21 protein-coding genes are annotated in these 20,434 nt (G+C 60.9%); 14 read left to right on the top strand and 7 right to left on the bottom strand.

The genetic code is table 11. The features are described 5' to 3' along the window. Positions 1-29: 29 nt before the first annotated feature. Complete coding sequence (locus tag PDMSB3_RS34210; RefSeq protein ID WP_007178333.1) at positions 30-494, bottom strand: MarR family winged helix-turn-helix transcriptional regulator; 465 nt, start codon at positions 492-494, stop codon at positions 30-32. A gap of 53 nt (positions 495-547) precedes the next feature. Between PDMSB3_RS34210 and PDMSB3_RS34205 the strand changes: the two genes are divergently transcribed. Then, positions 548-1,711 carry an FAD-dependent oxidoreductase gene (locus tag PDMSB3_RS34205; RefSeq protein ID WP_165189367.1) on the top strand — a complete coding sequence of 388 codons (1,164 nt, stop codon included), beginning with the start codon at positions 548-550 and terminating at the stop codon, positions 1,709-1,711. Positions 1,712-1,757: 46 nt separating this feature from the next. Here the strand turns inward: PDMSB3_RS34205 and PDMSB3_RS34200 are convergent, their stop codons facing one another. Then, a complete protein-coding gene (locus tag PDMSB3_RS34200; protein WP_035517412.1) occupies positions 1,758-2,672 on the bottom strand; it encodes a LysR family transcriptional regulator in 915 nt (304 codons plus the stop codon). 174 nt (positions 2,673-2,846) lie between these two features. On the opposite strand from PDMSB3_RS34200, the gene PDMSB3_RS34195 reads away from it, so the two are divergent. Continuing rightward, the gene (locus PDMSB3_RS34195; protein ID WP_165189364.1) at positions 2,847-3,551 is read left to right on the top strand and encodes an SDR family NAD(P)-dependent oxidoreductase; all 705 of its coding nucleotides are present in this window, start codon (positions 2,847-2,849) and stop codon (positions 3,549-3,551) included. Positions 3,552-3,575: 24 nt separating this feature from the next. On the opposite strand, the gene PDMSB3_RS34190 is transcribed toward PDMSB3_RS34195, so the two are convergent. Further along, positions 3,576-4,319, bottom strand: coding sequence for an SDR family oxidoreductase (locus PDMSB3_RS34190; RefSeq protein ID WP_165189361.1), 744 nt, complete (start codon positions 4,317-4,319; stop codon positions 3,576-3,578). A gap of 98 nt (positions 4,320-4,417) precedes the next feature. Here PDMSB3_RS34190 and PDMSB3_RS34185 point away from each other — a divergent pair, with 98 nt between their 5' ends. The 4 genes from PDMSB3_RS34185 (at position 4,418) to PDMSB3_RS34170 (ending at position 7,060) form a co-directional block, all read left to right on the top strand. Then, positions 4,418-5,329 carry an AraC family transcriptional regulator gene (locus tag PDMSB3_RS34185; protein ID WP_165189358.1) on the top strand — a complete coding sequence of 304 codons (912 nt, stop codon included), beginning with the start codon at positions 4,418-4,420 and terminating at the stop codon, positions 5,327-5,329. Between the two features lie 165 nt (positions 5,330-5,494). Further along, complete coding sequence (locus tag PDMSB3_RS34180) at positions 5,495-5,902, top strand: GFA family protein (protein WP_007178327.1); 408 nt, start codon at positions 5,495-5,497, stop codon at positions 5,900-5,902. 85 nt (positions 5,903-5,987) lie between these two features. Then, positions 5,988-6,632, top strand: coding sequence for a UdgX family uracil-DNA binding protein (locus tag PDMSB3_RS34175; RefSeq protein WP_007178326.1), 645 nt, complete (start codon positions 5,988-5,990; stop codon positions 6,630-6,632). A 116-nt stretch (positions 6,633-6,748) separates the two neighbouring features. After that, positions 6,749-7,060: a hypothetical protein gene (locus tag PDMSB3_RS34170; protein WP_007178325.1), complete on the top strand. Its 312-nt coding sequence runs from the start codon at positions 6,749-6,751 to the stop codon at positions 7,058-7,060. A 54-nt stretch (positions 7,061-7,114) separates the two neighbouring features. Here PDMSB3_RS34170 and trpS read toward each other — a convergent pair whose 3' ends face one another. The 3 genes from trpS to PDMSB3_RS34155 form a co-directional block, all read right to left on the bottom strand. Beyond that, positions 7,115-8,143: a tryptophan--tRNA ligase gene (gene trpS, locus PDMSB3_RS34165; RefSeq protein ID WP_007178324.1), complete on the bottom strand. Its 1,029-nt coding sequence runs from the start codon at positions 8,141-8,143 to the stop codon at positions 7,115-7,117. Between the two features lie 238 nt (positions 8,144-8,381). Further along, positions 8,382-8,720 carry a hypothetical protein gene (locus PDMSB3_RS34160; RefSeq protein ID WP_007178322.1) on the bottom strand — a complete coding sequence of 113 codons (339 nt, stop codon included), beginning with the start codon at positions 8,718-8,720 and terminating at the stop codon, positions 8,382-8,384. A 168-nt stretch (positions 8,721-8,888) separates the two neighbouring features. Beyond that, entirely contained in the window at positions 8,889-10,328 is a 1,440-nt protein-coding gene (locus tag PDMSB3_RS34155) for an aldehyde dehydrogenase family protein (protein ID WP_007178321.1), read from the bottom strand. Positions 10,329-10,426: 98 nt separating this feature from the next. Between PDMSB3_RS34155 and PDMSB3_RS34150 the strand changes: the two genes are divergently transcribed. From PDMSB3_RS34150 to PDMSB3_RS34115, 8 genes are all read left to right on the top strand, one after another. Further along, positions 10,427-11,365, top strand: coding sequence for a LysR family transcriptional regulator (locus PDMSB3_RS34150; protein WP_007178320.1), 939 nt, complete (start codon positions 10,427-10,429; stop codon positions 11,363-11,365). Positions 11,366-11,521: 156 nt separating this feature from the next. Beyond that, on the top strand, positions 11,522-13,453 hold the full coding sequence (locus PDMSB3_RS34145) for a putative bifunctional diguanylate cyclase/phosphodiesterase (RefSeq protein WP_007178319.1): 1,932 nt from the start codon (positions 11,522-11,524) through the stop codon (positions 13,451-13,453). Positions 13,454-13,483: 30 nt separating this feature from the next. Beyond that, positions 13,484-13,903, top strand: a complete 420-nt coding sequence (locus PDMSB3_RS34140; RefSeq protein WP_007178318.1) for a hypothetical protein — start codon at positions 13,484-13,486, stop codon at positions 13,901-13,903. Between the two features lie 138 nt (positions 13,904-14,041). Then, entirely contained in the window at positions 14,042-14,266 is a 225-nt protein-coding gene (locus PDMSB3_RS34135) for a hypothetical protein (RefSeq protein ID WP_007178317.1), read from the top strand. Positions 14,267-14,718: 452 nt separating this feature from the next. Then, positions 14,719-16,410, top strand: a complete 1,692-nt coding sequence (locus PDMSB3_RS34130) for a purple acid phosphatase family protein (protein ID WP_007178316.1) — start codon at positions 14,719-14,721, stop codon at positions 16,408-16,410. Positions 16,411-16,736: 326 nt separating this feature from the next. Further along, positions 16,737-17,177, top strand: coding sequence for a hypothetical protein (locus PDMSB3_RS34125; RefSeq protein WP_007178315.1), 441 nt, complete (start codon positions 16,737-16,739; stop codon positions 17,175-17,177). Between the two features lie 197 nt (positions 17,178-17,374). Next, positions 17,375-17,959 carry a nucleoside 2-deoxyribosyltransferase gene (locus tag PDMSB3_RS34120; protein ID WP_165189355.1) on the top strand — a complete coding sequence of 195 codons (585 nt, stop codon included), beginning with the start codon at positions 17,375-17,377 and terminating at the stop codon, positions 17,957-17,959. Between the two features lie 469 nt (positions 17,960-18,428). Continuing rightward, positions 18,429-19,589: a porin gene (locus PDMSB3_RS34115; protein WP_007178313.1), complete on the top strand. Its 1,161-nt coding sequence runs from the start codon at positions 18,429-18,431 to the stop codon at positions 19,587-19,589. Positions 19,590-19,764: 175 nt separating this feature from the next. On the opposite strand, the gene PDMSB3_RS34110 is transcribed toward PDMSB3_RS34115, so the two are convergent. Next, positions 19,765-20,430 carry a DsbA family oxidoreductase gene (locus tag PDMSB3_RS34110; RefSeq protein ID WP_165189353.1) on the bottom strand — a complete coding sequence of 222 codons (666 nt, stop codon included), beginning with the start codon at positions 20,428-20,430 and terminating at the stop codon, positions 19,765-19,767. Between the last annotated feature and the right edge of the window lie 4 nt (positions 20,431-20,434).

Raw genomic sequence — 20,434 nt, 5'->3', positions numbered from 1 at the left:
CGCGCCAGGCCATATCGGTCAGCACGCTATCAGCCACTGTCCCTATCCGCTAGCGCCTGTTCCAGATTTGCGTCGATCCTCAGCAACAAACTCACCAGCTGCGATCGCTCTTCGCTGGTAAAGCCCGTCAAGGCCGTTTCGCAGACTTCGTCCATTATCAGTTTGCCATTGGGCATCTGTCTGGACGCGCGCGCAGTCAACGAGATCAGCCGGCTGCGCCCATCGGCCGGATCAGGCACGCGCCTGACCAGGTTGTCACGTTCCATGCGATTCAGGAGTTGGGCCATGCTGGACTGCTCAACCTGCGCCATGCGTGCCAATTCTGCCTGGGACAAGGCGCCGGCCTTTTTCAGCGTGACCAGAACGGGCAACTGGCCGATCGCGAATCCCAACTGACGCAGCGGCGCGTCGACCAATCTCGCAAATGCCCGGGACACTTGACCGATTAGCCGCATGGGGCGAGCCGGGTCTTCGATTTGTGATTCACTTGACATATCAATAGGTGCCTATATATATTGAATAGGTACCTATCTTAATGGATTCTCCGATGAACGCAAGCCCGAAGATTGCCGTTGTCGGCGGTGGTCCCGGCGGACTGACGCTCGCCCGTATTCTTCATCTTCACGGCATGGCCGTCACGGTATTCGAGCGGGAGGCGCATTCGCTCGAACGGCCGCAGGGTGGTACGTTGGACCTGCATGAAGAATCCGGCCTGCTGGCGGTGCAACGCGCCGGGTTGACGGATGCGTTCCAGGCTATCGCCCGTTATGAGGATCAAGGTACGCGTTTGCTGGACGAGCGTGGACAGTTACTGTTCGAGGAGCGGGATGCGGCCAGCGGCAATCGGCCCGAAGTCGACCGGACGGCTTTGCGCACCATGCTGCTCGATGCACTGCCTGACGGCGTGGTTCAATGGAACCGGCAACTGCGCGAGGTTCGCGACAATGGCGACGGGCGCTGGACGCTGGCATTTGACGACAGCCTTGAAGGGCCCTTCGATCTTGTGGTCGGCGCCGACGGTACCTGGTCGCGCGTGCGGCCACTCTTGTCGCCATACAAGCCTCAGTACAGCGGCCTTTGTTTCGTCGAATTCGGTATCGACGACGTCGACCGCTCCCATCCGGCGCTGGCGCGACTGGTCGGACGCGGCAAGATGAGCGTGGAAGGCGACGGCAAGGCACTCATCGTGCAGCGCAATGCCAACTCGCACTTTCGCGGCTATGCGATCTTACGCGTTCCGCCTGGCTGGGTGGAGCGTCGCTTCGATTTCACATCGCCGAATGCCGTCCGCGAAGGGCTGATACGCGAGTACTCGGGATTTGCCGACAACATCCTCGATCTGTTTCGGGCCAGTAACGAGCATTTTGCAATACGGCCGATCTATGCCCTGCCTGTAGGGCACTGCTGGACGCATCGAAAAGGTCTTACGCTGATCGGTGATGCGGCGCATGTCATGTCACCCTTCGGTGGAGAAGGAGTGAATAACGCCATGTTCGACGCGGCCGAACTTGCGCGATTGCTGGCTTCGGACTCGCCTTGGGACGACGCCGTGATGGAATACGAGGCATCGATGTTCGCCCGTGTTGCCGAGTCCGCTGAAGGTTCCGCCGAAGGGGCCGCGACATTTCTATCGCACGACGGGCAGGCGCTCACGCTCGAACTCTATCGTCGTCACCAATCGGAGCACGAGGCGTCCGCTGGCGGCGGTTGACGTGAGCGGACGAGGACAACGCTTTCCCGAAACCGATCACTTGCGCTCAGAACGGCACCCGCTGGCGACACACTGTGAGAACCCGTTGCCGAAGCCAACGATGAACAGGGTCATTCTCCAAACGAGGATGCCACATTTGAGAAATCGTAAAGCGATCAGTCGCCACAGGAAGCTCAAAGGAACAGGCGTCGACGGATGAGTCGTACTGACTTTTCATGAAAGACGCAGGCAGTAGCGCTACCAGATCGGACGCTCTAGCCACCGCCAACGCTGCGGGAAAGCTCGGCACGATCGCCACGGTTGTTCGTTCGAATCCTGACAGGGCAATTGCAGCGTCAAGCGAGTCGATGATATGGCGACCGTGCGGGGCAACTACGTGGCCAAACGCTGCGTACTGCCCGATGGTCACTTCCTGTTCCGCTTCGAGCGGATGCCCCTTTCTGACAACGCCCAGGTAGTGGTCCCGAAACAATGCCTGGACACGGACTTCCGGCCCCATTCCTTCCAGTACACCAATCTCAAGATCGGCGGAGCCGTTTCGCAGATATTCCGCGTTCCTTTCCGATCTGGACGAAAAGTGCAAACGCACATGCGGCGCAAGTGCCGTCACTTCAGCAATCAATGTTGCACCGAAGGCTTCCACGAAAGCTTCATTGGCACGAATCTTAAGCGTTCTACGCAGCGTTGAAAAATCCGGCATCACCGGTGACGGCTGGAGCAGGGAACGCGCCTCATGAACGATATTTTTCGTTTGCTTCCGAATCTCTTCGGCATAGGCAGTCAGCACCATGTTGCGCCCGGCCCGGACCAGCAAAGGATCGCCGGTCGCAGCGCGAAGGCGGGTAAGCGTGCGACTCATTGCGGAAGCGCTCAAATGCAACGACCGGGCGGCGCGCGTCACGTTTTTCTCGGTGAGCAACGCGTCGAGCGCGAAAAGGAGGTTGAGGTCCGGTTCAGGCATCTCTTGATCGTAATTGGCAGAGTTGAGGTATGGCGTTTGATGCATAGATTGGTTGCATTCAGCGCGGCTTCCGCCATCTCCCGTGTACCACTATATTGGTTCGTGCGATTCACTCAAGAGGATCACGCCCGTCACTTTCATGCTCGGGGGCGGCCTCATTTATCGGAGCTACCGATGCAAGACACACCTTCGCAGAAAACCGTTCTCATTGTCGGTGCCTCCCGCGGCCTTGGTTTGGCGATGGTCGAGGAGTATCTGAAGCGCGGTTGCCGGGTCATCGCCACCGGGCGAGCCGCCTCGACAGAGAAGCTTCGGCAGATCGCACAAGCCTCCGCTGGTGCGCTCGAAGTGGAAACTACCGATATCACGATTCCGGAGCAGGTTGCAGCGCTGCGCGCCCGTCTTGCCGATCGGCGCATAGATGTGCTTTTTGTGAATGCAGGTGTCAAGAACGATGATCGCGAAACGATAGCGGACGTCTCGACCGAGGAATTCGTACGCGTGATGGTAACGAATTCGCTGAGTCCGATGAGAGTCATCGAGGCGTTTCAGGATCTTGTGCCGCCGACGGGAACTATCGGTGTCATGTCATCGGGGCAGGGCAGCATCACAAACGCCACTAACGCGAATTATGAAGTCTACAGGGGGAGCAAGGCCGCGCTCAATATGTTTATGCGTACCTTCGCAGCCCGCAGCGCCGGGTATCCGCGGACCCTTCTGATTATGGCGCCCGGCTGGGTCCAGACAGACATGGGTGGTCCTACGGCGCGCCTGACCATTGAAGAAAGCATTCCGAACCTGGTCAATACGATCGAGGCTTATGAAGGGCGCCCCGGCTTGCATTACCTCGACTATCTGGGAAGGACCGTTCCGTGGTGACGGATCGCACAACGCAATTTCAGCTCACCGCGAATTGGCCCACTCTATAGCGTCGGCACCGGCGGCGATGCGAGCGGGGCACGATGGGTCGTTCGCTGCGCGCCACACAGCTTCTGCCACGTCGAGCGAGCGCGTGATCGCAGTCTCCTGCTGCCAGTGGTCGAAGACGCGCTGCGCCAGGGCCGCGTACGCTTTGGGAAACCCGCCCTGCATCCGGGACTGCGCGTTTTCGCCGAAGCGCGTCTCTGGCGCCCGTCCCGGCAGAACCACGCGCACTCGCACATTGAATGGTTCGAGTTCCAGAGCAACGGATTCGGAGAACGCGTTGATCGCCGCCTTGCTGGCGGTGTACACGGAGAGCAGATGGAGCGGCCTCAATGTCACGCTCGACGTGACGTTGACGATAACGCCTTCCTTCCGTTGGCGGAACTGCGGCAGAACCGCCTGGGTCATGGCGATCGTGCCGAGCGTGTTCGTTTCGAAGACTTCGCGCGCAGTCTCCATCGACGTGCCTTCGAGCGCGTTCAGCACGCCAATCCCCGCGTTGTTGACGAGGACGTCGATCGGCCCCGCGGCATCCACCGCCCGGCGGACGCTTTCCGGATCTGTGACATCGAGCGCGAGCACTCGCAGACGCTCGGAGCGCGGCAGAACATCCTCTCGCGGCGTGCGCATCGTGGCGATGACGTGCCAGTCGCGATCGAGGAAATAGCGAGCGATTTCGAGGCCGAATCCGGACGAACATCCGGTGATCAGGACGGTTTTCATGGCGACTCCTGTAGAAGGTGGCAGTACCCACACCATAAGTCGCCACCGCCGGACTTGCTACAATCGAGCGTCCAGGTTTCATTAGAAGGAGTCCGGTTATGGTCGACCCGCTCGCGGAGGTCGTCACGCTGCTCCAGCCGGTCGCCGCCTTTTCGAAGGTCGTCAGCGGGGCGGGTCGCTGGCGCGTTCACCGCTCGGAAGCCGGACAACCGTTCTACTGCGTGATCCTCGACGGATCGTGCCGCCTCGTCACCAACGGGCGCGAGCCGATCATCCTCCAGACCGACGACTTCGTTCTGATTCCCGAGGTGTACGACTTCACGATGTCGAGCCTCGAGCCACCCGAAGCGGAGGGCGCGGATACCGTGCCCGTGGCGCTGCTCGACGGCGGATTCAGACTTGGTGACGGAAACGGGCCGTCTGACGTGCAACTGCTGGTGGGCCATTGCGTCTTCGGTTCACCTGACGCGGCCTTGCTGGTGTCGCTTCTCCCCGATTTCGTGCATGTTCGCGGCGAACGCAGGCTGGCCACGCTCGTGAAGCTTGTGCGGGAGGAGTCTCGGGAGCAGCGTCCCGCGCGGGACGTCGTCCTCGCCCGTCTGCTGGAGGTTCTGCTAATCGAGGCGCTCCGGTCGGCGGGAACCGCAGCGTCGCCCGGCCTTGTGCGCGGGCTCGGCGATGCACGGCTCGCACTTGCGATACGTCAGATGCACGAGAGTCCCCAGAAGCGCTGGACGGTTGCGCAACTGGCGGACACAGCGGCACTTTCACGCTCGGCGTTTTTCGAGCGCTTCAGCCGTGCCGTGGGCGTCGCTCCGATGGAATACCTGTTGTCCTGGCGCATGGCGTTGGCCAAGAAATTGCTGAGACGGAAAGAAGGCGGCGTTGCAAACGTTGCGGAGCGCGTCGGCTACAGTTCGGCGAGCGCATTCAGCGTCGCATTCACCCGCCATGTCGGACTACCGCCCACTCAGTACGCAAAGGAGCAGATGGACACGCCAGCGCCGTAACGCGACCGGGGTGAGTGCCTGTATGTCGAGGCTTCGACTCCGACCCGGATTGCGGCTCGCCGATTGCTGGCAGATGGCGAACGGCCACGACCAGTCTCGACATCCATGCCCGTATCGTCGAGACTGTGGACGAGCGTGAGAATGGTTTGCAAAGGAGGGTGTGTGATGACAACGAGCGAAGCCTTCGAAGAAACCGGCGGATGTGCGTGCGGTTCAGTGCGATTCCGCGTCAGCGCGCAACCGAGGCGAGTGTCGATATGCCACTGCATGAACTGTCGGCGTATACACGGCAATGTGTTCGGCGGCTATGCCATGTTCGAACGCAGTGCCGTGGAATTCACCGGCCCGACCCAGGCGTGGCAGAGTTCGCCTGGCGCGCGCAGACATTTTTGCCCAACGTGTGGCTCGGTCGCGTTCATGGAATTCCTCGACAGCGACGAACTGGATGTGCCGCTCGGCGGCTTCGATCGCGTGGGTCTTTTTGAGCCGGTTTATGAACTCTGGTGTTGCCACAAGGAGCCGTGGCTGCCCGCGGGCGTGCGCACCGAATACGAAGAGGGCAGGCCGAAGTAGCGCGCGAATGTGCACGGCGCAAAGCGCAGTGGATTGACCGGCCGGGTCCGCGCCTTGCTGGCGATGCAGGCGGAGATTGCCGACTATGGCCGACGACAAGCAGACCAGACATTCGCGCAGCAGCGCCCGATCCGATCCGGATGTCGAGCGTGACCAGCAACCGTCGAGCTTGGACGAATGCCGCCGCTGCGCGTTATGGCGTAACGCGACGCAGGCAGTGCCCGGCGAAGGACCGCAGCGCGCGTCGATCATGCTGGTCGGCGAGCAGCCGGGGGACGCCGAAGATCTGCAGGGCAGGCCTTTCGTCGGACCGGCCGGCGCATTGCTGGACAAAGCGCTCGAAGAGGCCGGACTGAAGCGTAAAGACGTCTATGTCACGAATGCGGTCAAGCATTTCAAATGGACGCCGCGCGGCAAGCGCCGCATGCACAAAACGCCGGGGCAGCGAGAGATCGAGGCATGCGGATACTGGCTTGAACAGGAACTGCGCGCGGTAGGGGCACGCGTGATCGTTGCTTTGGGCGCCACGGCGTTAAAAGCGGTACTGGACGATTCGCACGCGCGCTTACAGGACTCGCTCGGCAAAACGATCGGGCACGGCGAGCATCTGGTCGTGGCGACCTATCATCCGTCATTCGCATTGCGCGCGCCGGATCCCGAAACCCGTAGGCACGTCTATGACACGATCGTTGCGGCACTCCAGACGGCGGACAAGCTGGGCCATAAGTGATCGCACGCATAACGTAACCCCTCGCGCTGGACTCTCACAATTAGACCCGGTAGTCTGAGCGTGTTGGACGTAGTTTGGCGGATGCTGTTCCTGACCGACAACGTGGGAGCCGAAACATGGAAGTGAGCACAGAAGCGCTTGTTGACATGCTGAGAGAAGTCGAAGCCGACGACCCGATCGACTACGCCGACCTCCCTTTCGGAGAGCAGGAACTCCGGCGTCTTGTGATGACCTCTCTCGTCGAGCGCCACCACCAGGTTGAATCCGGCAATCTGTCGGTATCCGACATCCACGCGCTGTATCTGCTGAGCACCGCCAAGCTTGTGCTCGAAAACACGGTGCTTCATGCCAGATTGCTTCTGCTTCAGGGGCAGCGGGTCGATGTCCAGTCCCTGCTGGCTCCGTTCACCCTGAAAGGCAAACCGTAGACCGGCAAGGCGGGCTCCCGGCTATACGGTGCCCGCCCCGCCGCCGCGCTTCGCTCAGTTCTGGAAGTAATTCAGGCCGAGCGCGCCCTTCACCTCCGACACGGTCGCGCCTGCCACCTCCCGCGCCCGCAGCGTCCCGCGGCGCAGAACGTTCAGCACCTCTGCACGGTCGGTTTCGAACTCGCGGCGGCGCTCGCGAATGGGGGCGAGCATCGCTTGCAGCCGTTCGTTGAGCACGCGCTTGACCACGCTGTCGCCGAGACCGCCGCGGCGGTAGTGCGCCTTGAGCTCGTCGACCTTCGGTACGTCCGGCTCGAAGGCGTCGAGGAACGCGAACACAACGTTGCCTTCCACCTGGCCCGGGTCGTTGACGCGCAAATGGTTAGGGTCCGTGTACATGTTGTTCACGGCCTTGGTGATTTCGTCCGGGCTCGCGCCCAGCGTAATCGCGTTACCCAGCGACTTGCTCATCTTGGCTTTGCCGTCGATACCCGGCAGCCGCGCGACGTGCGAGAGCACCGCTTCGCATTCGACCAGCACCTGTTTGTCGACCGTGTTATTGAAACGGCGCACCAGTTCATTGGTTTGTTCGATCATCGGCAACTGATCGTCGCCCACAGGCACGCGCGTCGCCTTGAACGCGGTGATGTCGGCGGCCTGGCTGACCGGATACGTCAGAAAGCCGGCGGGGATGTCGCGCTCGAAACCGCGAAGCACGATTTCCGCCTTGATGGTCGGGTTGCGTTCAAGGCGCGCGACCGTCACGAGATTGAGCAGATACTGGGTCAATTCCGCCAGTTCCGGCACCTGCGACTGAATGAAAATAGTCGATTTGGCCGGGTCGATGCCGACCGCGAGATAGTCGAGCGCCACCTCGATCACGTTTTCAGTGACTTTCTGATGGCGGCCGACGTTGTCGGTCATGGCCTGCGCATCGGCAAGCAGCAGGAATTGCTGCGCTTCGTGCTGAAGCTGCACGCGCGAGCGCAACGAGCCGATGTAGTGGCCAAGATGCAGCGGGCCGGTGGTGCGGTCGCCGGTGAGGATAATGGGTGGGTTCGTAGTCTGGTTTGCGTCTGTCATGGTCAGAGTTCTGCGTTTGTCGATACCGCCAGCCGTCAGCGCGCAGAAACGAAAATGCCGCCAGGACTGGCGGCATCACGTTTCGATGGTCGAGTGGAAACGGGCCGCCTGGGTCAGGCGCGCCACCAACAATTCAGCGTGATCGGTTTCGTATTCATTCAGAGAGTATAACGCGGCGGATCGCCGTGCCGTCAACGGCGCGCCGGACAGCATTGTTGGCCGGCGCCTCGCGCTGCTCCTAGGTCGCGGAGAAAACGACTGCTGCGGCGTTTTCGACCTGCGTGAAAGTGCGAACGAAGCGGTAGGCCTGGCCGCCGATCTCCATCTCATTGACGCCGGAGCGGGTCAGTTCCAGCATCTCATTGGCGAGCGGGATGGCAATCGTGCCGAGCCTCTTCATTTCCTCGAGCAGGCCGGCCGGATCGCCCAGGTAGACGGTACAGGCGTCGGCCGTATGACGCGTCATCACCACGCTCGCCGCCTTGTCGAGCGATAGTTCGAGATATTCGACCAAGGTCTGCAGCGACTCCGGCACGGGTTCGTGAGACCCGTTCATCGATGTATTTGCAACGGTCATCTTGTGGTCCCCCATCGCGCCAATGTGCGGGCAGGCCGCTGGAGATCAGCGGTGCATCCACTATACGGCATCGTACATCGATACTCGACTCATGCAGAATGTCTTGCACGATACCGCCGGTGTTTGGAAACTCACGCAACGCAGAGTTTTGCCACGAGCTCGAGGCGATCAGTCCGCCGCCGGGTGTCGGAAAACGCCAAGCACCGACTTGGGTTCGAGAAACGCTTCGAGCCCGAACGTGCCGTATTCACGCCCAATGCCGGATTGCTTGAAGCCGCCGAACGGCGCGGCCGGCTCATGGGCCAGCGTGTTGACAAGTACGCGTCCCGCTTCGATCTTCGACGCAACCTCATGCGCTCGCTCGTTGTCACGCGACAAAACATAAGCCTGCAAGCCATAGCTCGTGTCGTTGGCGATAGCAATGGCCTCTTCGGTGTCGCGATAGCCGATGATCGACAGCACGGGGCCGAAAATCTCTTCACGCGCAATCGTCATGTCGTTCGTGACATCGCTGAAAACGGTCGGGCGCACGAACCAGCCGGCGTCCACACCATCCGGCCGCCCCGGGCCGCCCACGATCAGACGCGCGCCTTCGTCGATGCCGATGCGGATATAGCGCTGCACGCGCTCCCACTGTTTCTGGCTGACCATCGGGCCGACGGTGGTTTTCGGGTCGCGCGGATCGCCGGCCTGGATGTGCGCGACTTCTTCCTGCACGCGCGCTTCGAACTCCGCGAGCCGATGCCGCGACACCAGAATGCGGGTGCCTGCGATACACGCCTGCCCGCTGTTCATCAAGCCGGCCTGAATGGCGAGAGGCACAGCTTGATCGAAGTTCGCATCGTCGAGCACGATCACTGGCGACTTGCCGCCGAGTTCGAGCGTCACGCGCTTCAACGTTTCGGACGCCGCGCGCAAGATCGTCTTGCCGACGGCCGTGGAGCCGGTGAACGACAGCTTGGCGACATCGGGATGCGAACTGATTTCGGCGCCCACGGTGTCGCCGCGCCCCGTCACGATGTTGAACACGCCGGCAGGCAAGCCCGCTTCATGAAGCGCCTCGGTCACGATGCGCGTCTGGATCGCGCTCATCTCGCTCGGCTTGACGACGGCCGTGCAGCCCGCTGCCAGAGCGGCGGCGAGCTTGCCGCAAATGAAGCCCGCGTCGCTATTCCACGGCGTGATCAAACCGGCGACGCCCAGAGGTTGCATCACGACTTCGGCGCTGCCCGCGCGGCGCGTGAATGCATAGTCCTGCAATACCTTCGCCGCTTCGAGCAGGACGCTGCTGGCATGCTGCGCCATCCAGCGGCCGCGCGATACCGGTGCGCCATATTCGTCGGTGATCGCTTCGTAAAGCTCGTCTTCTCTTGCCACGACGGCTTCATGCATCTGCTTCAGCATGTCGATGCGCTCACCCTTGCCGGTGCGGGAAAAGGCGGGAAACGCGCGTTTTGCGGCGGCGATGGCGTCGCGGGCGTCCTGTTCGTCGGCAAGGCGAACCTGGCCGATCACCTGTTCTGTCGCCGGATTGAAGAGATCGAACATTTCGCTGCCGTGCGGCGTGACGAACGCGCCGTCGATATAGATCTTGTCGATGAATTGCATGATTGCTCCATGAAGGCTCTGAACGAATCACGATAGACCTGTGCCATTGAGTTGACTAGCCGTACAATCAAGCACATCGCATTGAGCAATCCAGGACAATGAAAACATCGGGTTTGGGCGAACTGGAGGCTGTGCTGGCCGTCGCGCGTCATCGCAGCTTTCGGGCGGCCGCCACTGAACTGGATGTGTCGACGTCCGCGCTCAGTCACGCGGTGGCGGCGCTCGAAGCGCGTATCGGCGTACGGCTTTTCAATCGCACCACGCGCAGCGTCTCGCTGTCGGAGGCGGGCGCGCAGTTCGTCGACAGCGTCGCGCCCGCGATATCTACGATCCGCGTCGCGATCGAACAGGCCGGCAGCTTTCGCGACACGCTGTCGGGCACGTTGCGCATCAACACGTCGGTGGGTGCGGCAAGGCAGGCAATGCCGGTCTTCATCGCGTTCTTGCAGCGTTATCCCGACATGAAGATCGATCTGGTGACCGAGGGCAGGCTGATCGACATCGTCGTGGAAGGTTTCGATGCGGGTATCCGTCTGGCCGAAACGGTGCCGCAGGACATGATTGCGGTGCCGTTCGGCGACCAGCAACGCTTCGCCGTTGTCGGTAGTCCCGCTTATTTCGCGCAGCACAAAGCGCCGCGCACGCCCGCCGATCTGCTGGCGCACCGTTGTATTCGCACGCGCATGCCGAGCGGCGCGATCTATCAATGGGAGTTTCAGCGCCGCGGCGAGACGATCCGAATCGACGGAAAAGGCGCGCTGACGCTCGACGAGCCGAACCTGATGCTGGAAGCGGCGCGCGCCGGCCTCGGCGTGACCTATCTGACCGAATGGAATGTCGCCGCCGATCTGGAGGCGGGCACGCTGGTGCGCGTGCTGGAGGATTGGACGCCGCCGCTGGACGGTCTGTGTTTGTACTATCCCGGCCGTCGTCACGTGCCTGCCGGGTTGCGAGCGCTCATCGACATGATCCACGAACGGGCCGACGCACACCGTGAACACGCGAGGGCAAAGCGCAAGCCGCGCGGTGCGCGGTGAGCCGCAAAGCCAACCACCCGCGCCGATCCGTAATTTTTTCTTCTTCCCGATGAACCGGGCATTTCCTCAGTCGAATAAACCTGCTACTTTATGTTTTACGTAATACTTGCAACGCTCGCCGTTTTTGATCCATCCACCACTAAAAATGCGTAGGTCATGGCTTTCAGCGAACCAGGGTCTCCATTTTTCAAGTGGGTCGTCTCTTCCTCCCAGAGTCTGAGCGCAGACAATCGGCAGATATTGCTGGCCAACCTGTTCACACGAACCTCGTCGATCGTGTTTGCATCGGTTTGTGAAATCAGCGTCTGCGCAACGGCTTATTATCTTCATCCCATACCCCTTTACGCAGGTTGGGGTAGCGCAGTTATCGCGTTGCTGATCGCCCGGCTCGCGTTGATCTGGGTGTGCTGCTCGCGCAGCGCCAGCAACCAGCCGACACCCACCTCGGCATTTCTGTTCGCGAGCCTGTTCTGGAGCGTGCTGTTCGGGTTCGGCGCGCTGCTTTGCAATATCAGCGGAGATCAAACGCTATTTCTGCTCGGCAACGTGTGTGCAGTGGGCGTTATCGGCGGATTGGCCGGACGTAACGCGGGCACTCCCCGGCTCGTCATGCTGCAGATTACTTTTATTCTTTTACCGCTTGCTCTCGGCGCGGCGCTCTCTCCCGGCTCCGGCAAACTGGTGCTGCTGTTTCAGGCCCCTTTCTGCGCCGCCGGTTTCTTTACGGTTGCGCTGCGCAGCAATCGCGACACGGTCGCGTTGCTCCTCGCGCGGGAAAGCAGCCATCGTCTCGCCCATCATGACAGCCTCACGGGCTTGCCTAATCGCGCGCGTCTCAGTGAACTTCTGCTGGAGCGCACGGAGATGGGCGCGGTTAGTAAAGACCAATCATTCGCTGTTTTACTGATCGATCTGGACGGATTCAAGGCCATCAACGACAGTCTCGGCCACGCGGCCGGCGATCAGATTCTTCAGGAAGCGGCTATTCGATTGCGCGAAGTGTTGCCGAGCGGCGACCTCGTCGGGCGCTTGGCAGGCGACGAGTTCGTGGCGCTTTGCGACGGTGCGGGGCAGGCCCGCGACGTCCGGATTCTGGCGGATCGCATCGTGAAGACTCTGGCACGCCCGTTCGCACTGCGCGAGGCGCTCGTGCATATCGGTGCGAGCGTGGGCGTCTCGCTCTATCCGGACCACGCGAGAACCGGTCCGCAGTTGCTGATTTGCGCCGATCGCGCGCTATATGCCGTGAAACGCAGCGGCAAGAGCGCGTTCACCATTTTCGATGCCGCGAAGCATGCGTCGGATGAAAGCCTGAGCCTGCTGCGCAGCGATCTGGAAGGCGCGCTGCATTCGTTCAGCGGCTTGCGCATGGAGTACCAGCCCATTGTCGATCTCAGCAGCGGCGCGGTGTGCGGCCGTGAGGCGCTGATACGCTGGACCCACCCGACCCGCGGCGAGTTGCCGCCATCCTCATTCATTCCTACTGCCGAACGCACGGGCCTCATTCTGGCTTTGGGACAATGGGCTTTGCTGCAGTCGTGCAAGGAAGCGGTGACCTGGCGCGACAAGGTCACCGTCGCCGTCAACGTATCGCCGGTGCAATTGAGGGAGGAGTCGTTTGCTTCGGCCGTCGCGGGGATTCTGCGCAAGACCAGACTGCCGCCGCAGCGCCTGAACATCGAGGTCACGGAAACCGTGTTGTTGAATGACGATGTCGTGACCCGGCGCAACGTCGCGAGGCTGCGAGCATTGGGTATTGGTCTCGCGCTCGACGATTTCGGCACCGGTTTTTCGACCATGTCGACCCTCGTGCGTTTTTCATTCGACCAGCTCAAGATAGACAGCTCATTCGTCAAGGAGTCCGTGCATCGGCGGGAATCCGCTGCGGTGGTACGTGGGATCGTGGCGTTGGCGCGGGAAATCGGCATGCCGACTACGGCGGAGGGCATCGAGACGCAGGAGCAACTGGATTTCGTGCGCGTATGCGGATGCACGCATGCTCAGGGTTTTCTGCTTGGCAGGCCGGTGCAGGGGCACGAGATTGCGCAGATCGATGAAAAGGCTGCCGCGCATTCCGCGAAGGAATGAGCGCTCATCAATTCCGGCACGGAGGCCGATATGGAACCGACCTTGCAATTCCAACTACGGATTACCGTCTCGCCGGAACTGGCCGACGTTTTACGCGCTGACCCGGCGTGCGCGCCGCGTGGCGCGCTTTGGGAGGTGCTGCGCCGACACGACGCGACATTGAAATGTCAGTTCGATGCCTTCGCCGACTATGTGAGCGAAGCGCAACGGCAGGGCACGCAGAACTATCCGCTTTATCAATGGACCCGCGAGACAATCGAGAACCCCGAGAAGAAAGCCAGGTACTTGCGGTCGTTTACTGTCTACGTAAACGGCAGCGAAGTTTACGGCAAGGACGTTGCGGATACAATGGAGAACGAACTATTTGAACTGGTCAGCGAAGATGGAATACAGCGCGTTTCCAGATTCGATACCAATCCGGCGAATAATCCGCAGCCGCCGGGGCGCTAGCTGTCACGCCTGCCAGACTTGAAGGTCTGTGGCGCCTCTACGCGGCGTCAGCGAAACGTCATTGTCCATTTTACATTTGACGACAAGGTGTCAAGTTCATGAGAGGATGGAAGCTCACTTTTTCTCGAGGAGAGCGAGATGGGACTCTTGGACGAAGCAGGAAAGATTGCGGGGGCGATCGCCGCCGTTGAAGCAGCAGAAAAAGTGGATCCCGAGGCGGGTTTGCTTACAAAAGGCATCGCCGCTGTTGCTGGTTTCGAAGGTGCCGGTAAGCTGGAATCAATGTTGGAAAAGAAGGACGACGATAAGCAGGACGTTGCCGACAACGCCCAGCCCACCGACGACATGAATCCGCAGACCTGAGCGCAGGTTTGTTGCCGGCGCATGATCCGCAATGGATGCATGCGCCGGCTTCTCTTCGGCGCGCTTTGCCGAGTGCCGCCAAATTCCAGGTTGCGCCGTTCGAGTTAGCGTTCGCGCGTGTCTGCAAATCAATTGTCTAGTCGCGTAAGAAGGTTGCGGCGGATGCCATTGGGAAACTATTCCTGCTAGTGCCGTTTATTTAGACCTCACACTAAAAACTCGACTTCTGGGCGGATGTTTTTTTAGAGTCGCGCCGTCCGTCTTTCAGTCGAGGTATATATCGGTCTACCAAGCTGTTAGCCGCCTGATTTTCAATGTTTCAATGCGGAATGGGTGGGTTAGATTGTCCGCTTTCGGTGCTTTCATCCGAGTGTCATAACCTGTCGACTAGGATGACTCGTCGCGAGGCTCACAGGTCCGCGTCCTTCCACCTCCGCACAAAAAACACAGACATGTCGAACAGAAAAATCGCTAAGGCTTCGCCGGCCGAGCAGGGCGCTTCCATCGTCTCGCGACGTGGGTTCCTGAAGCTGGCCGGCGCGTCCAGTCTCGCTACGGCGGCGGGCACGCTTTCATCGGCGGCGCGCGCGGCGAACAGCGCGCCCGACGGCACACCGGAACAGATTCACCTGACATGGGGCAGCGATCCGACCAGCGAGGTCACGGTGTCGTGGGCGTCGCTTGCACCTGCGGTGAACCCACAGGTACGCTTCGGCGGGGCGAGTGCGGCGAAGCATACGGTGCATGGCATCCAGTCCACGTACACGGACGGCCTCAACGGCGAAGTCGTGTTCACCTATCACGCGCGTCTGCGTGATCTGAAGCCCGATACAAGCTACGAATACCAGGTGAGTGCGGAGAACGACAGCAATGCGGCGCAGCCTTTTACGGCGAGCTTCCGCACGGCGCCGCGCGGACGCGCGCCGTTTCGCTGGACGAGCTATGGCGATCTCGCGACGCCTAACACGGGCTGGGTGCTGTCGTCGCCGCAAAGCCGCTTCGCGGTGCAGGCGGTCGAGCGCTTTCAGCCGCTGTTCCACCTGCTCAATGGCGACCTTTGCTACGCCAATCTGAATCCCGCGCAGCAGCCGGACGTATGGCGCGACTTCGGCAACAACTGCCAGACGTCGGCGTCGAACCGGCCGTGGATGCCGTGTCCGGGCAACCACGAGCTCGAGTTCAATAACGGTGAGCAAGGGCTTGCCTCATATCTCGCGCGCTATACGCTGCCGGACAATCACACGCGCTTTCAGGGCCGCTGGTACAGCTTTCGCGTGAGCTCCGTGCTCTTCGTTTCGCTCGATGCAGACGACGTGGTCTATCAGGACGCGGCGGCCTTCGTCGCCGGCCCGGATGCGCTGGTGCCGGTTGCCAGCACGGGCAATCCGCCCATTCAGCCCGGCACGTCGCTCTATGTGCGCGGATATAGCGCCGGCGAGCAGACACGTTGGCTCGAGAAGACATTGCACCGCGCGGCCGAAGACGACGAGGTCGACTGGATCGTGGTTCAGATGCATCAGGACGCGCTCAGTTCATCGAAGACCGGCAACGGTTCCGACAAAGGAATTCGCGAGGCCTGGTTGCCGCTGTTCGACCGCTACGGTGTGGACCTCGTGCTGTGCGGTCACGATCACGACTATGAGCGCAGTTACCCCGTGCGTGGCTGCAATCACAACAAGGGCACCGACATCGCGACGGGTCGTCCGGTGGATACGTTGCAGCCGAAACCGGTGATGTCGGCGATGTCTTCGGGCGCGTCGACGTTCGACACGAGCCGCGGCACGATTCACCTGATTCTCGGCGGCGGCGGCACGAGCGCGCCGCTTGATGTCTATGGCGTGGATGCCGGTACAGGGCTGCCGCAAGCGCGTATTTTCACGCGGCCCAACCGCCCGGTTGCCGGTACGGCGGCAGGGACTTTCGTGCGCGCGGGTGCGGACGCCGTGGAGGATGCGATCTGGTCGGCGCAACGCGATACCGGCACCGGTTATGGCATCGCCGTGTTCGATCATGATCCGGGGCACCCGGGTGGCGAGACCACGATTACGATGAACTACTATCACGCGCCCGGTGCAGATCAAACACCGACCCAGAACTATGAACTGTTCGAAACCATCGAACTGAAGAAGACGCGGCGCAGATAAGGTTCGAAGAGCGGTTGGCGGGCAGACGGCGTAACGGCGTCTGCCCGCCGGCACTATTGACACGAAAAGGCGGATGATTAGCGATCCGTAAGATGGCTAAGAAAAGCCGGCGGTTTTCTTCTCCTGCCCAGCCAGGGGTTCTTAAAGCGCGACTCATGCGGCACACCGGCTTGCCGATATGGCATCGCACGCCACCACCGAAATACGCCCCCTCAAACCCACGGATTATTTGTTACACGTCTTACGGACGTGAAGCGGCGTAGTTACAAAAACCTTTCAAAAGCACGGCTATACTCGGCGCCGTCCCAAACAATGAAAGGACTTTTATGTCGAACAGAATCCTCCGGATGGTTGCCGTTGCAGTGCTTACCGCTTCGGCATCGTTGTCGGCGCTGGCCGGCGATATGAATAACGCGCTTGGCGGCGCGCTCGGCGGCGTCGCCGGCGCTGCTGTGGGTGGCGCATTGGGCGGCAGCACCGGCGCCGTGCTCGGCGGCGCGGTAGGCGGCGGCGCAGGAGGCGCGGTCACGTCGAACCGCAGGGAGCGCACGGGCGCCATTATCGGCGGCGCGCTCGGCGGCGGTGCGGGCACGGCGGCGGGCAATGCGATGGGCGGTCGCGGCGGCGGTCTGGTCGGTGCTGCGTTAGGCGGCGGTGCGGGTTCGGCGCTCGGCGGCAATATCTCGCGCTCCAATTCGTACGCGGACGACTATTCCCGCAGCTATGGGTCGCGCAAGCGTCATCACAAGCATCGGCATGACGACTGAATGGCGGGCAAAGGGGCGAGCGGGGTTCACAAGCCATCTGCTTGCCCTCGCTCCGACTGCACCGGGAAGTAACGTGACTAACGCTCCACATTGACTTTGCTTCGCCCGTCGTTATCGTAAACGCTCGTGCAATGAATGCCGACACTCTCGCTGCGGGAGTAATTCACGATTCCTCCATCCTCAGGGGACACAAAAAGATGCCACGAGTGTATTGCGCAGGGCCGCTCTTCAATGCCGCCGAGCGATCGGAAATGGATTCGATCGCAGCTACGCTGGAGGCCGCGGGCTTGACGACATTTCTTCCGCATCGCGACGGTCTGGAATTCGCGAAACTCAAGCCCGAACTCGAGAAACTCGGCGCCTCGGTCGAAGAAGCCGCGCATATCCTCGATCGTGCAATCTTCAGTCTGGATACGTACCAGTTGCTCAGGCGCTCTGATGCGGTCGTCGCCAATCTCAACGGCCGCGTTGCCGATGAAGGCACGGTTGTCGAGGCGTCCCTCGCGTGGCACGCGGGCAAGCCGCTGGTGCTGTTCAAAGCCGACGCACGATCCATGCTCAGCGGTTCCGACAATCCGATGCTCACCGGTTTAGGTGATTTCGAGGTAGTCGATCAACTGGCTGCTCTGCCGCAGGCGATCCTGGATGCCGTCGCGCGAGACCGCACCCGCAGAGTCGAAAGGACGTTGGAGAGCGGCGAAGAGATCGCTTCGCTCCGTAAGCAGGGTGGCGAGTTGAGCACGCTTGCAAAGACACTGTATAGCGCTTTCAAGAAACCCTAAGACGGACGCGTGCCAGGGCGGATGCTACACAACGCTTTCCAATCAATTTCAAATCTATGAGAAAGGCGGCCCTATCCGCCTTTTCGCCCTCGGCATCCCGTCACGCCGACTCGCGGCGTATACCGGAAAACGTTAAGCTTCGTCCCCTCATTGTTCTTTTCGCGCCACGGGGCTAATTTTTTGACACCCCATTTATTTTCATCGCCCTATGATTGGACTGCTCGTTTTCCGCCGCACTGGCTGTTACGCGTTCATTGAGCCGATTTGAAACCATGCAATAAATCAGCGCGCACGATGGCCAAGCCATTGAAATCACGTGACGCGCAATAATCAATAAACAACACCTTATGCTTCTCGCAGTTTGCGCAACAACGGTTGCAAACGTATTGCATGTGCGGTCATGGCGCTGGTGGAAAGAGCAATTGAGCCCCTCAATTACTGCTTGATCACGATCACGGAGCCAACAAGTATGAAAAAGTCTTTACTCTCGGTCGCGCTCTTCGGCGCATTTACGATGTCGGCGCATGCGCAAAGCAGCGTGACCCTCTACGGCCTCATCGATACTGGATTGGTTTACACGAACAATCAGCTTGGGCACAGTAATTGGCAGGAAGTGACCAGTTCGACGCAGAACACGGTGTTCGGCCTCAAGGGCTCGGAGGATCTGGGGGGCGGCTTGCACGCGGTCTTCAAACTCGAGCAAGGCTTCCTGCTGAACAATGGCGCCCAGGCATTCTCCGGCGATGGTTTCGGCTCTCAGGCATGGGTCGGCCTGCAAAGCGATCCTTTCGGTACCTTGACGTTCGGTCGCCAGTTCGACGTGATGAACGACCTGGTCGGACCGCTCACGGCGGAATTCAACACGTGGGGCGGCAGCATGGCCGCGCATCCGTTCGAAAACGACAACCTTTCTGCGAATTCCGTCGTCATCAACAATTCGGTCAAGTACGCGAGCCCGACTTACCGCGGCGTCACGTTCGAAACGATGTATTCGTTCAGCAACAAGGCGGGCGACTTCGGCAATAACCGGTCATACGGGTTCGGCATTTCGTATGCGCAGGGTCCGCTGAATCTCGCTGCAGGCTATCTGCAACTGAACAACGCGGGCGACGGCAGCGGCGCGGTGACGTCGGGCGATGCAAGCGCGAACTTCCTCGCGCAACGCCAGCGTATCTGGTCGCTGGGCGGCAACTATACATTCGGGCCCGCTACTGTGGGGCTGGTCTGGAGCCATACTCAGATCGACAACGCGTCGGGTGTGTTCTCCTTCGGCACGGGCAGCTACCTCGGTTCGGGCGACACGTCTGCTGGATCGCTGAATGGCTCATTGCGCCTCGACAACTACGAAGTGAACGCCAAGTACGCGCTCACGCCGGCGGTGACCGTATCGGGCGCATACACGTACACACATGGCGCATATAACGGTTCGTCGCCGGGATGGAACACGGCCATGCTGCAGACCGACTATGCGATCAGCAAGCGCACGGACTTCTATCTTGAAGGCGTCTATCAGAACGTGCACGGGGCGCCTGCGGACTCCGTACTCTCGCATGCCATGATCAACACGTTGTCGCCGTCAGCGACCAACACGCAAGTGGCGGTCACCGTGGGTATGCGTCACGCGTTCTAGGCGGCCTGGCGTCGAGTGATGTGTGAATACGTATGCCCTGGCATCTGCCGGGCATACGTCACAGTGCAAGCGCGGGGTTCAAGGCCGTCAGTCAACCGGAACGCTCCGGCCCAGAAGCGCAGTCGTTCCATCTTCCACCGCGCGCGGCGTTGCCGGCGCATGGCAACGTGCGGCCTTACGTGTCCTGCGAAGCTTCGTTCTTCGCTTCGGCCAGAATCTGCTGGATGACTTGCTCGAAAGTTTCCACGGGCTGTCCGCCGCTCACCAGGTAGCGACGGTTGAAGATAATGGCCGGCACCGACTGGATGCCCATCGCCTCGTTATTCCGCTCCTCCGCCCGAACCTCGGCCGCGTATGTTCCGTTTCGCAATACGTCACGAGCCTCCGCGGCGTCGAGTCCCACGGATTGCGCCGCTTCGATCAGCACTTCATGGTCGCTCGTGTCCTTGCCTTCGGAGTGGTAAGCGCGCAGCAGCGCCAGCTTGAGCGGCAACTGCCCGCCTTTGACACCGGCCCAATGCAACAGGCGGTGCGCGTCGAACGTGTTGTAGACGTGCGTGCGCGGGCCGAACGTGAAACCGACGCTCGCACCGCGCTCGCGGATCGCCGCATGCGTTTCGGCGATCTGCTCCGGCGTACGCCCATATTTCTTGCCGAGATACTCGACAATGGTCTCGCCGTCCGGCCCCATGTTCGGATTCAGCTCGAACGGATGCACGACGATTCGAGCGTCGACCGCGTCGCCAAGGCGCGATAGTGCGAGCTGGAGCGAGGAGAGGCCGATTGCGCACCACGGGCACGCGATATCGGAGACAAAATCGATGGTGAGCGCTTGTGTCATTGGG

The organism is Paraburkholderia dioscoreae, assembly GCF_902459535.1.
GTDB lineage: Bacteria > Pseudomonadota > Gammaproteobacteria > Burkholderiales > Burkholderiaceae > Paraburkholderia > Paraburkholderia dioscoreae.
This window is presented reverse-complemented; position numbering and strand designations above follow the sequence as displayed.

What these genes read in the sequence shown, in the direction of transcription:
- PDMSB3_RS34140 (WP_007178318.1), top strand. Translation starts at nt 13,484, where the DNA reads ATGGAACCGACCTTGCAATTCCAACTACGGATTACCGTCTCGCCGGAA.
- PDMSB3_RS34120 (WP_165189355.1), top strand. Translation starts at nt 17,375, where the DNA reads ATGCCACGAGTGTATTGCGCAGGGCCGCTCTTCAATGCCGCCGAGCGA.
- PDMSB3_RS34190 (WP_165189361.1), bottom strand. Translation starts at nt 4,319, where the DNA reads ATGAAAACCGTCCTGATCACCGGATGTTCGTCCGGATTCGGCCTCGAA.
- PDMSB3_RS34150 (WP_007178320.1), top strand. Translation starts at nt 10,427, where the DNA reads ATGAAAACATCGGGTTTGGGCGAACTGGAGGCTGTGCTGGCCGTCGCG.
- PDMSB3_RS34115 (WP_007178313.1), top strand. Translation starts at nt 18,429, where the DNA reads ATGAAAAAGTCTTTACTCTCGGTCGCGCTCTTCGGCGCATTTACGATG.
- PDMSB3_RS34125 (WP_007178315.1), top strand. Translation starts at nt 16,737, where the DNA reads ATGTCGAACAGAATCCTCCGGATGGTTGCCGTTGCAGTGCTTACCGCT.
- PDMSB3_RS34145 (WP_007178319.1), top strand. Translation starts at nt 11,522, where the DNA reads ATGGCTTTCAGCGAACCAGGGTCTCCATTTTTCAAGTGGGTCGTCTCT.
- PDMSB3_RS34170 (WP_007178325.1), top strand. Translation starts at nt 6,749, where the DNA reads ATGGAAGTGAGCACAGAAGCGCTTGTTGACATGCTGAGAGAAGTCGAA.
- PDMSB3_RS34205 (WP_165189367.1), top strand. Translation starts at nt 548, where the DNA reads ATGAACGCAAGCCCGAAGATTGCCGTTGTCGGCGGTGGTCCCGGCGGA.
- PDMSB3_RS34180 (WP_007178327.1), top strand. Translation starts at nt 5,495, where the DNA reads ATGACAACGAGCGAAGCCTTCGAAGAAACCGGCGGATGTGCGTGCGGT.
- trpS (WP_007178324.1), bottom strand. Translation starts at nt 8,143, where the DNA reads ATGACAGACGCAAACCAGACTACGAACCCACCCATTATCCTCACCGGC.
- PDMSB3_RS34160 (WP_007178322.1), bottom strand. Translation starts at nt 8,720, where the DNA reads ATGACCGTTGCAAATACATCGATGAACGGGTCTCACGAACCCGTGCCG.
- PDMSB3_RS34185 (WP_165189358.1), top strand. Translation starts at nt 4,418, where the DNA reads ATGGTCGACCCGCTCGCGGAGGTCGTCACGCTGCTCCAGCCGGTCGCC.
- PDMSB3_RS34195 (WP_165189364.1), top strand. Translation starts at nt 2,847, where the DNA reads ATGCAAGACACACCTTCGCAGAAAACCGTTCTCATTGTCGGTGCCTCC.
- PDMSB3_RS34110 (WP_165189353.1), bottom strand. Translation starts at nt 20,430, where the DNA reads ATGACACAAGCGCTCACCATCGATTTTGTCTCCGATATCGCGTGCCCG.
- PDMSB3_RS34200 (WP_035517412.1), bottom strand. Translation starts at nt 2,672, where the DNA reads ATGCCTGAACCGGACCTCAACCTCCTTTTCGCGCTCGACGCGTTGCTC.
- PDMSB3_RS34175 (WP_007178326.1), top strand. Translation starts at nt 5,988, where the DNA reads ATGGCCGACGACAAGCAGACCAGACATTCGCGCAGCAGCGCCCGATCC.
- PDMSB3_RS34130 (WP_007178316.1), top strand. Translation starts at nt 14,719, where the DNA reads ATGTCGAACAGAAAAATCGCTAAGGCTTCGCCGGCCGAGCAGGGCGCT.
- PDMSB3_RS34210 (WP_007178333.1), bottom strand. Translation starts at nt 494, where the DNA reads ATGTCAAGTGAATCACAAATCGAAGACCCGGCTCGCCCCATGCGGCTA.
- PDMSB3_RS34155 (WP_007178321.1), bottom strand. Translation starts at nt 10,328, where the DNA reads ATGCAATTCATCGACAAGATCTATATCGACGGCGCGTTCGTCACGCCG.
- PDMSB3_RS34135 (WP_007178317.1), top strand. Translation starts at nt 14,042, where the DNA reads ATGGGACTCTTGGACGAAGCAGGAAAGATTGCGGGGGCGATCGCCGCC.